We start from the raw sequence: 11,307 nt of genomic DNA on the forward strand, positions 1-11,307 counted from the left end.
AGCCTGGACAGCGGCAGCAGCCGCTCGGCGCGCTCGCGGCCCAGCGTCTCCACGAGGCTTTCCCGCAGAGCGCCGATCTGGTCGCTCAGATCGAGCGGATCCAGGACGCCGTGTGCCCAGCCCGCGGGCAGCGCGGGGCGAGCCGACCCGCTCACGGAGGTAACCGACTGCTCCGGCGTCGGAGTGGCCGCCAGGTCGCGCTCCGCCGCGGTGATCCGGGCGTCTTCGGCGAGGATCACCTGTAGCTGCTTCTCCGTGACCAGCACCGTGGCGGCTTCCGGCAGCCGGTACCGCACACCGAAGGACTTCGGTGCCGCGGCTTTCGTGATGTCGTAACGATCGACGTTCCCCCGGTGCCGGGAGCCGGCGATCTCCGTGACCCCCAGGGTCGCCTCGACGAGGTGGTAGGTCTCCGGCTCGCCCCGGAACCCCGTCGAGGTCCCGGTCTCCGTCCGCGTCATCGAGCCCGTGTTCCGGCCGCCCTTCCAGATGGCCAATTCCTGCAGCAGCAGCCCCATCGCGCGGCTCAGCACGCCGACGGCCTCGCGGACCGTCTCGCTCATCGGCACCCAGGCGTACTCGACGGAGTTCGCCTGCGTCCAGCCCTTCGCCTTGCCCTGTCCGGTCGTCTTGGTCCCGGAGACCGTCCGGTCGGGCTGCCGGGTGTAGGTCGCGAGCACCTTCGGCTCGTGGAGGGTGTAGGAGACTTCGAGCTGGGCGGCGGCGTCGGCGCGCCGCCGCGCCCATCGCTGATCACCGATCACCGTCGGACGGCTGAAGAGCCGGGGGTTCAGGCGCGCGGACCGTTCGGAGAGCTGTTCGTCCCGGAGCCGTGAGTTCTCGCCGTCGGCGAAGGCGAGGGCCGGATCGCCGCTCGCCCGCTCCTGCGCCTCGGCACCGTGCTTCCGCACGTGGTCCAGGCCTTTGATCGAGACCACGCGAATGTTGTCGAGTTCGCGCGACTGCCCTCGGTGCGGCTGTCCACCCGAGGCGAGTTCGTGCTCGGGCACGGTCTCCCAGCCGACCGGCTCCACCCGACGGATCAGCTCGACCGCACGGGACACGGGCAGTTCCAGGACGACGTCGACGTCGACCGAGCCCCGGTCGGCGTTTCCGTCGGGGTCGACGATCTCCAGTTTGTGCGTCTCCGGGCGGTGCAGCCCGGACGCGCCGAACGAAGCGCCACGGACGAGCGCGTTGTGCCGGTTCCAGTAGCTGCCCTCGACGTCCAGCCGGACGCGGGCCCGGTACCGCCGCAGCGGTTCGGGCCGGACGTTCCCGGAGGTGTCCAGCTCCGTCCCGATCGCGCTCCGGTCGGTGACGCCGGTCTGCTGCTCGAGATCCGTCGTCCTGCTCGATGTCCGGGTGCCTTTGGAGTACGCCGTGAGCAGAGCCATCGAATTCACCACGGAGGAGTAGACCCGCGCCACCGCGCCACCCAGGAACGACTTCGTCACCGAGGCCGTGGCCGCGGTTCGCTCGGTTTCGCTCAGCGTGGTCTCGACCGGCCTCCCCGCCGGAGTGTCCAGCGGCTCCAGCTCACCCAGGAGTTTGGCCGAGACCTGGAATGACGCGTGGTACTCGTGCCCCCACCCGTGCTCGGGGGTGAGGTCCACCGTCAGCGGACCATCGGAGAGCATGTCGGCCGCGCGCCGGGCCAGGTTCTCCCCGGAGATGGCGCCCGCGATCGCGCGTCCCCGCGCGACCCGGCGTGCCTCCGCGGCCGACCGCCCGCCCGAGGGCGGAGCCGCGTCGGGATCGACGACGAAATCCGTGTTCCGCCATGCCCAGCGGTGGTGGCCGGGGATGGTGCGGGCCGAGGCGCGCATCATCGCGCTGAGCCGTTCCGCCGCCTCCGGAAGCTGGAGCGCGGCCTTCGCCACGGCGCCCTCGGCCTCGGCAGCCGGCACCGTCCGCACCGGCTCGCCCCGGTCGCCGGTGATCCCCGCCTGCCGGGCGTTCTCGACGTCGGTCCAGTGATAGCCGTCGAGAGCGCCGGGGAAGGCAACGGCCGGTTTGCCCGGCGTGCGGGCTTCGACGCGGTAAACGGTCTTGTAGCGCACGACAGGTTCGGTCCGCTCGGTGGCGTGATCAGTGCCCGTCGTCCGCGTGGTGGTCCGGCCGCGCGTCACGTTCCGGCCACCGCCCACCATCAGGCCGCCCGCCACGGACACGGCCCCGACGTCGAATCCGGGTCCGGCGGCGAAGCTCCCGCTCCAGTCGCGGGTGGCGGTGGCGCCGCTGTCGGCGGTGGCCGATTCGGAGGTCGTCCGCCGGTGGGCGCCTCCTTCGATCGTTTCGAGGTAGGCCACCCGCTCGGCGATGACCCGCATTTCCAGTTCTCGCTGCTTGGTGGGCAGCAGTTTGCGCAGCGGACTTCCCTCGGGCAGGAGCGCCGCCGCGCTCACCCAGCCGTGTCCGTCGTCGGCTTGCTTCCGGCTGACGGCCACCGAAGGAAGCCGTTGTTCCAGTGCCGCCGTGCTCAACGCGTTGCGGATCGCGCCGCGTTCCGCCGCGCCGCTCGCCTTCCAGATCCGGATGAGCTGGCCCGCCATCGACCGGTCTGCACCGGCACGCGGCGGCCGTGGCTTGCCCTTGTGCACGGCGACGGTCTCCTGCCGGACGCTCACCGCTTCGAGAGCCGCGGCGGGCAGGAACGCGGGAGTCGGCACGGACTTCTCCGCCGCGGTGAGCCCTTCCGGCATGGCCATCCGGACGGACACCGGAGCCAGCGTCTTGTCCGGATGCGCGGGCGAACCCACGATCGTGGTGGGTCCGTCCGGCTTGCCTGCTCCGTCGAGCGGGGTCACCCGGACTTCGAGTGGGACGTCCAGCACCCGGGTCCGGCCCTCCGGCAGGGAGATAGAGCCGGTCTCGCTGGTCGACTCGGTATGCCCGGCACGTCGGCTGGACGCGACGTTGGTCGGCGCGAACGCGAGACCGAGGCCGAACAGTCCGGGCACCATCGGCAGGAAGAACGCGATCCGTGCCATCGGCGTGCGACCGGCCGAGACGGCGGCAGTGGTGCTGTGGCTCCGCGACGCGCTCTCCGACGTCGTGGTGGCGGACGACTCGACCGGCTGGGCACGGTTCCAGTCAGGCTCGGCGGAAACCCGGTAGCGCTTGCCGTCGACCGTGATTTCGCGGCCTCCGTAGAACGAGCGGACGTCGTTCTCCAGCGCGTGCCTCAGTTCCGCGGTGGCGGTGCCCACCGCGTCGATGACCAGATCAGCGTTTTCGGTCTTCGCGACCTGTCGTGCGGGCCCGAAGCTCCGGTCGCCGCGCCAGTAGCGAGCCGTGGCGGGTTTGGCGGGCTCAGGACCGGAGCCATCTTCGGGCTCCCTCGCGACCGACGGCGCTACCGAGTCCTCCGGGATCGTGGAGAGAACGTGCTCCGGCCGGTTGCCCGGTGCCCGTGGGGCCGCGGGCCGGCGGTTGAATCGGTCGATCGCCTCCTGCTGCTCCTTTTTCGCCTCCCACCACGCCGCCAGGGCTTCGTCCGCCGACTGCCGGGCTGCCCTGGCGTCCTGTGCGAGAGACTTTCTCGCCTTGTCGTACTCGGCTCGCGCGGTCTCCCATTCCCGGTAGGTCGAATGGAAGTCCTGGACGGCGTCCGTCACTTCGGCGGCGCGCGCCCGTTGGGTTTCGGCGAACGCGTGGATCTGTGCCCTGTCGGCTTTCACCCGGTCCACCGCGGCGTGGCTCGTCAACGGCTGGGCCGGGTCGAGTGTCAGCCCGGACTGTTCTTCTCCTGCTCGAGGCCGCTGTTCGAGCCGCCGGATTTCTTCCGCCAGTGCGGGGAGCAAGGCCCTCGCCCTGGTGGCCTCTTCGAAAGCCGTCGCCGCGGCGTCCTTGGCCGCCTCGTAGACCTCGTCGAGGCGTCCGGCGGGGTGATCGATCAGTTCGGCCAGCTCGCGCGTCGGCCTTTCGAACCGGCGCTCGGCCGCGACCTGCTCGAGATATTTGTCGTCGAGCGCCCGCTGAGTGGCTTCGGCCTTCTTTTCGGCTTCGCGCCACGCGTCCGCCGCGTCGGAGACCTTGGTCTGGGCGGAGAGGAGAGCGGGCGTCAGCTTCAGGCCTCGCGACGCCAGTTCCTTCGTCTGCATCCGGGTCTTCGCGTACACGTTCGGCGCCTCGGCCACGCCCTGGTGCCCGTCTTCGGTCTCCGCGACGACCCGGATCTCCAGGTGCTGGCTCAGCAGCGACTTGGACTGGAACGCGCGCTCTTCGTGCGCCCTCCTCAGCAGGTTCCCGGTGACCGGGGTGTGGTAGTCACCGGGGCTGTTCGCCGAGATCGGCCCCGGCGCGATCCAGTTGTCGTTCGGGTCCACGACGAAGGCTTCGAGCGGATTCACCGCCGTGGCCCCGCCGATCGTCTGATCGGTGCTCGTGTTCGCCTGCTCGCGGATGCGGGCGGTCCGGTCGATCCGCGCCTTGCCGCTCATCCCGGCGAGGCTTTCCTCGACGATGCGCGCGTACAGCCGCACCTTGATCTTCTTGCCGCCGACGACCCGCTCGTCGATCAGGGCCGGGAGCTCGGCACCGGTGGCGGTGAACGTCTTGCCCGCTCCGGTGTAGTCGAGCCCGGCGCGCAGGTGGGACTTGAGCTGGTTGCTCGACGTCGCGGCGGCGATCACGGCGTCGGCGGCCATGCCCGTCTTCGGGGCGGCATCACCGCGGCCGGCCGATTCGAGAGCGAGCCTCACCGCTTCGCCCGCCGCGTCGCGGATGGCTTCCGCGTTCGCCAGGTGCGCGATCGCCGCCATCCGGGGCAGCGGCTTTCCGCTGCCGCCGGTCATCCACTCCCGGATCCCGGCCGCGTCCATCTCGGCCGGGTCGACCCGGACCACCACGGGATCTTCGCGCCGGGCGGGCGGGCTCGCCGGTTCCGTGGCGATGCGCTGGTCGTCGGCGAGCGTCCGCCTCGTCACCGACGTGTCGTGCGAGGCCAGGCGGAGCGGCTCACCGTCCACGCGGACGAGTTCCAGGTCCAGCCGCAAGTGCTGGAGGTAGCGCGCGAAGGGACCGTTCGAAGAGGTGTTGTAGTTGACCGCGTTGATCTTGTAGTTCTCGCGGCGGGACGTGGTGGTCTTGCTCGCGCTCCCGCCCGCCGTGGCCCCGGTGGAACCGCTGGTGTCCCCGTCGCTGTAGACACCCCGCGCGCCGGCCCGCGCGGTCGCTCCGTAGGTCTTGCCGTTGTCCTGGCCGTCGATCGTGACCCGTGATCCGTAGGTCCACACGTCGTTGTCCACGTTGTCGTGGACGACGTCCTTGAATTCGGTCCTCGTCGGCACCGCGCGCAGGCGCACCTGGTGGGTCTCGGTCGTCAGGAGACCGCGCTGATGCAGTGGGATTCCCACTCCGCCGGAGATGAGGTCGTCGATCAGGGTCAGCACCGACTGAGGGGATTCGAGATCGCGCAACCGGCGAAGGTTGTGCATCGCGTCGTCCAAAAGGGACGCCGGCAGCAGGCCCGGCCGGAGCTTCCTGAGCTCTTCGATCCCCTTGCCGAAGAAGTCCCCGAGGTCGGGCACGTCTTCGAACGATTCCGTGCCGAAGCCGTCGGAGCTGCGCTCGGGAGCCTCGAATTCGCCAGGCGGGTTCGCCCTCTCTTCGGCCTCCGGCAACAGATTCAGTGCGCGGGCTTCCTCCTCGGTCATGCGCACATAGGTGTGCAGCCGCTCACCGGACGGCTCCGAGAGGACGGACTCGACTCCGCCGCGTTTCACCTCGGAGTCGATGAGCCCTTCGTTACGCGTCTCGACCACCATCCGGACGCGGTTGTCGTAGCGCACGAGGATGTTGCGGCCATCGCCGTCCGCGCCGCCGCGACGCATCCGCTCGTACTCCGCCGCCACTTCGAGCGACTCGTCGTGACCACGGCTGTAGGGAACGAAATTCGCCCCGAGGTAGACCTGCCCGCGGCCCTTGCCGTCGGGCGGCCGCAGATAGCTGGAGATGGAGGCGAGCGCGCCGAACGCCTTGCGGCCGCCCGACTCGCCGACGGCGTGACTCCCCCCGACGAACGACCGTTCCGCGTCCCAGTGACTCCCGACCGAGACCACGACGGGATTCTCGAGATCCATCCGCACACCGACGTCGGCGACCCGGTCCTGGACACGGCGCTTGTACCGCAGTCCCGTGGACAGCTCGCCGTGGGTGGTGAGAGCGCGCAGTTCGGTGCGGAGCCGTTCCGGGGTGAACATCCGGTCGAGACGCTCCGCGGACGGGCCCGGCAAGGTCAGCACCGCATCGCCGTCGGTCACCTTGCCGAGCAGTTCTTCGAGCAAGGCTTGCAGCCGTGAAGACCCGGTCACCGCCTCGGCGCGCATGAACTGCGGGGGCTTGGCGGGCGCCTGCGTGAACTCCGCGAGTGTCGGCGTTTCCTCCTGGCTCAGCCAGCGAACCTCCGGCGGGGTGTCTTCGCGTGTGCCGGTCTTGGCGAATTCGGCCGGGTCCTGTTTCCACACCACGCCTTCGTCGAGCCAGAGCTCGACCTTGCCCTCGATGGGCCTGCCGATCGCGTCCTGCCGGTAGACGGCGGGCTCCGGCACGGTCCGGAAGGGAGAGCCCGGCGTGAGCCGCCGCACCCAGGCGCGCGGCCGGCTGAAGGTACGGACCTCGATCTCGAAGTCGACGTCGTGCGCGAAGACGTGGGTGTTCTGGCTGCCGAGATTCCAGTCGAGACGTTCGGCTTCGAGGTCGACCCCGTTCCGTCGCGATTGGCTGCCGGCGAAACGCAGTGGCGCAACGGTGAAATCCGCCATCCCGCTCGCCGCCGACGTGTCCGGCACCAGGACCGCGCGAGCCTCCGCACCCACAGTCAGGCCGCGTTCGGTGGCCGTCGCGCTAGAGTTGACCGGGCTGTGCGCCGCGGTGGCGAGGATCGTCCGGTCGTAGGCCTTCCCGAGGTGTTCGCCCGGCGAAAGCTTGGCCTTGACCCGCACTTCGACGTACTCGCTGGTGAACAGGCCGCGTCGCTTCAGCTGGACCTTCAAGCCGGGCCCGATCAGGCTGTCCAGCCGGGACCGCATCGCGGTGGCCGAGAAGGCGGTCTCGATCTTGCGCAGGTTCGTCAGCTGCTCTCGGAGTGCGAACCCATCGACCTTCACCGGACTGGGAAGGAAATCGCCGCGAGCGGGGAGGAACTTCGCGAAACCGGGAAGAGACCGCACGAAGCTCTCGACAGCCGGGGACACCTTCGTGGCGCCCGTGAAAAGCCCGGCCGCGACCTGGCCACCGGCCGCCGAAGTCGGCAGGTAAGGCGGCTCGAAGAACTTGTCGTCGGTCGGGATGACCTTGTCCGAGGTACCGGGCGGCACCGGCAGCCCCTGTGCCTTGGCCTCCGGCAATCCCATGCGCACGTACGCGGTGATCTGATGCGGTTCCATCGTCTTGCCGCCGACGGGCGTGACCTTGAGGTTCGTGGTCACCTTGTACACGCCGATACCGCCGGTGGCGTACAGCGCGGCCCCCGAGCTCGTGTGGGCGCCGGTCGCGACCCTGCGGACGCGGCGGAAACCCACCCCCGCGGTGATGCCGCCCGCCGCCCGGAACAGTTTCGACACCGCCGCCAGCCCACCGAACCCGACCTCGACCCATCCGCCGGAGGTCGCGGTGGAAACCGCGGTGTCGGTCATGTCCGTGACGTCGGTGAAGCCGAGCATCGAATCGCCCGGCAGCACGCCGACGAGCTCGACATCGCGCTTACTGGGGCTGTCCACCTCGAATTTGAGGGCGTGCCGGACGGAACCGTCGAAGCTGGTGAGGTCGGTGGAGAGCACCGGTGTGCCGGACAGCATCGTCGACAGAGACGGCCGGAGGCCGGTGCCCGTCAGCAGCTCACGCAACTCGTTCCAGCCGGGTGCTCCCAGCGCCGTGACCGACGGACGTCCCTTCTGGCTCAGCGCCGCGGCCACGTCGTCGAACAGGGCCGCTTCGTCTTTGACTTTCAGGACCTCGGTCGCCGTGAACTCGATGTGCTTCGCCCAGTCCGGCTGGAACTCGCCCACGCGCGTGGTCTTCGCCGGCCTGCCGAGCCCTCGCAGGTGCTCCGGGATGATCAGCTTGACCGTCTGCCCGGTGACGGACCCCGTCTTCTCCCGTCCGCGACTGTCGGTGACGGTGACCTCGTAGACGACGCCGACGTCCGCCGCCCAGGCGGGACCACTCGCCCGGATCGAACCGAGCTTGGTGGTGGTCGTGGTGGCGATGTGCCGCCGGGCCGGGCGTCCGACGAAGGACGACACCGACGCCCAGGCGTGCACCATCGCCGTGGCCAGCATCGTGGACGCGCCGCCACCGACGACCCACGGCCGGGTGTCGCTCCGGCCTTCGGTATGGGTGACCTGTTCGAAGTCCTTGATGTGCCCGACACCGACGTCGAACGGCTCTTTCCCGCTGACGACGGCGTTGTCGAGGTCCATCTTCGCGCGGATCTTGACCGAGTACCACTCGCCGTCCGCCCACACGCTGAAGGTCCGGCCGCGCAGCAGGGTTTCGAACCTCGTGCGGGTGAGCCGCGTGGCGATCTGGCCGAATCCCGTTCCGTGCTTGATCTCCTTGCCCTTGAGCTCCTTGACGAAGTCGCGGACCAGCGCGGTGAGTTCCTTGTCGCCCGTGGCCTTGCCGGTGACGGTGACTCCACCGAGCGCCTCCCCGTCCCGCGCGTACGCGGGCAGGGCGGAGCGGAGGTCGGTCGGGCGGGCGGGCTTGCCGTCCGCGAAGCCGTCGTAGTGCGAGCCGGCCATCGTCGAGGTGCCGTCGTCGCTGTCGGCGTACGAGGCGAGAGTGCTGGTGGACGACTGCCTGCTCGGTCCGGCTTCGGCGAATCCCGCGCCTTTTCCGAGCAGGACGGCGCCGGGTGTGGGGTTTTGCCCGGCGTCGAGTGGCTGGAGCGCGGTCGTGGTGACCTGGACCCGGCGTCCGGGGGCGAAGGGCACCACCTCTCGGGCGATACCGGCGTCCCGGGCGAGCTGGGCGAATCGCGCGGTCTCGGGGTCGGTGATCGCGCAGGTGACCACCATGAGTTTGTTCCACGGCTTCGGCTGGCCGGTGGCCGACAGGCTCCGGTTCACATCGGCCAGCGCGTCGACGACCTGCTCGATCCGTCCGGCCCGCGATCCGCCGCTGGTTTCGGTGGAGGAATGCCAGACCACGGTGAAGTCCGCGTCGGAAACCCTGTTCGCGCCGGCGGCGAACGCGTCGGCCACCGTGGTCGCTTCAGCGTCCGGCAGGAACGAAGCGCCGATCACCGCCTGCTCGGGCGAGATCAACGGCCGTGCCGAAGGCATCGCGTCCTCGGCCTCGGGCCGGGACCGGTCGGTGGTGGCGCCGTCTGCCCGGTCGTGGCCGGGGAGCGCCGGATCGTGTTCCGCGCGCGGCAGGCTCGTGGGCGTGGCGTCGGCGGTCGCCCTGCCCGCGGCCTGCGACGTGTCGGCACCACGGCTGTCCCGTGCGGCTGTCTGTTCCGAACCGGGCTGCCGTTCGAGCGCGGGAGTCACCGTGTCCGGTCGCGCGGGGGCGAAGTTCGCGACTGTCTCGGGCCTGGCCGGGCCGATTCCGTCGGTGCGCGCGACCGTGGTGGCCGGCGTGGCGCCGCGTGGCTCGGCCGCTGTGACGGGGCGGGCGGCGTCCAGGGGTCCTGCCGTACTCGCCTGCGGCCGCGCCGTCGCGGACTCCGGGGTCGCCGTCCTTCCCGCACCGGTGTCTCCCGGTGTCGAAACGGCCGCCGGATTCGCTCCGGCCACGGGAGCGGCCGGGGTAGCCGCGACAGGAACCACGCCGGGGGCCTCGCCCAGCATCGGTACCGCGGTGTGGCCGACCGTCCCGGCTGTCGCCGTCTCGGTGCCGGTGGGAGCCGAGGCAACGGGGCCCTCGGTGGCGCTTGCCGGAGTGAACACCGCGCCCAGCGCGTGACCGGTCGTCGTGGTGACGCCCGCGTCGGCTGCTCGGCTGTCGGCGGTGATCGCGTCCGCATAGGACGGTGGCGGCTCCAGGAAGAGCCGTTCCCCGGTGGTGAGGTGATCGTCGGTCTTGGCGCCGGTCTCGCCATCGGCGGCGGAGACTGACGCCTCGCTGCCGGTCTTGACGTCGGCGCTGGTCTTGATGTCGGTACCGGTCTTGACGTCGGCGGCCGGTTTCGTGTCCACGCCGTCCTTGACGGCGGCGGCGCCCGGTTCAGGAATCGTCAGCTGCGGCGCGCCCGGCAGATGCCCCAACGCCGACATCAGCGCGTCCAGCGAACCCGCACCCGAACCCGCGGACGACGAACCACTCCGGCCGCCGCCGAACCCGGACAATGCCCCCAGCATCCCCAGCCACGGACTCGCGTGCGGAGACCCCGTGGCGGCGTTGATCACCGGTGCGGTGATGAACACCACCCCCACCTGACCGAACCCGTACGACAGGTGCCCCAACGCCTCCACGGACCCCGGAACCACCCGCTTCGGCGCCTCGACCGCCTTTCCCGCATCCCCCGCGGCCTCCGGCGCCTTCTCCCCGCCGACCGCGGCCTCCGGCGCCTTGTCCCCACCCGCTTTACCCGTCACCCCACCCGGCACCGCACCGTCCACGGCGTCCGCGGCCTCCTTCGCCGCTACGTTCGCCGCCACGGCGTCCGTGGCCTCTTTCGCCGCTACCTTCGCCGCCGCCTCTCCCGTGCCCGCCAGAGCCGCACCCCGCACCCACACCGCACCCGCGTGGAAGATCCCCGCGAACGCGCCTCCCAGCGCACCACCCACGAACGACCCCAGCAACGACTTACCGTCGAACCCGTCCCGTTTGCCCGCCGCGACCTGCCCGGCCTGGATCGACAGGTCCAAACCACCCATGATCGCCGCGCCCGCGGCCCCGAACTTCCCCGCCTGCCAAGCCGTCGCGCCCAGCCCCGCCAGCGCTTTGGCACCCAGCTGCTTCGCCGACATCGCCGCCAACGCCTGCATCTTCGCCACCAGCGCACGCCACACCGCCGTCAACGCCGCCCGCGCCGTCAGAATCGCCGCACCAGCCATGAACGCGAAAATCAACGTCGCCAGCAAGTGAATGATCGTAGCCAGCGCCATCGCCGCCATCGCGACCATCATCACCTTGGCCTTCACCACATCCGCCGCGGCCGTCTTCGCCATCGACGCCAGACTGTCCGACGCCTCCCCCAACGCCTCCACACCGGACACCATGCCCTTGCCCAGAAAAGACGAAAAGAACTCCCCCGTGTCCCCCTCCAGCGCCGCGTCCACCCCCGCACCGCTCGCCCGCAACGCGTCCTGATACTCCTGCGCGGCCACCTCGAACTCACGCCACGCCCGC

1 protein-coding gene (only partly in view) is annotated in these 11,307 nt (G+C 70.6%); it reads right to left on the bottom strand.

The genetic code is table 11. The annotated features are described in order from the left end of the window. Positions 1-11,285: the 5' portion of a hypothetical protein gene (locus CFP71_RS44235; RefSeq protein WP_093935483.1), read on the bottom strand. 15,859 nt of this gene lie to the left of the window's left edge; the window shows 11,285 of its 27,144 coding nt (coding positions 1-11,285); it begins with the start codon at positions 11,283-11,285; its stop codon lies off the left edge, out of view. Positions 11,286-11,307: the final 22 nt, after the last annotated feature.

The sequence above is a fragment of the Amycolatopsis thailandensis genome, assembly GCF_002234405.1.
GTDB classification, from domain to species: domain Bacteria; phylum Actinomycetota; class Actinomycetes; order Mycobacteriales; family Pseudonocardiaceae; genus Amycolatopsis; species Amycolatopsis thailandensis.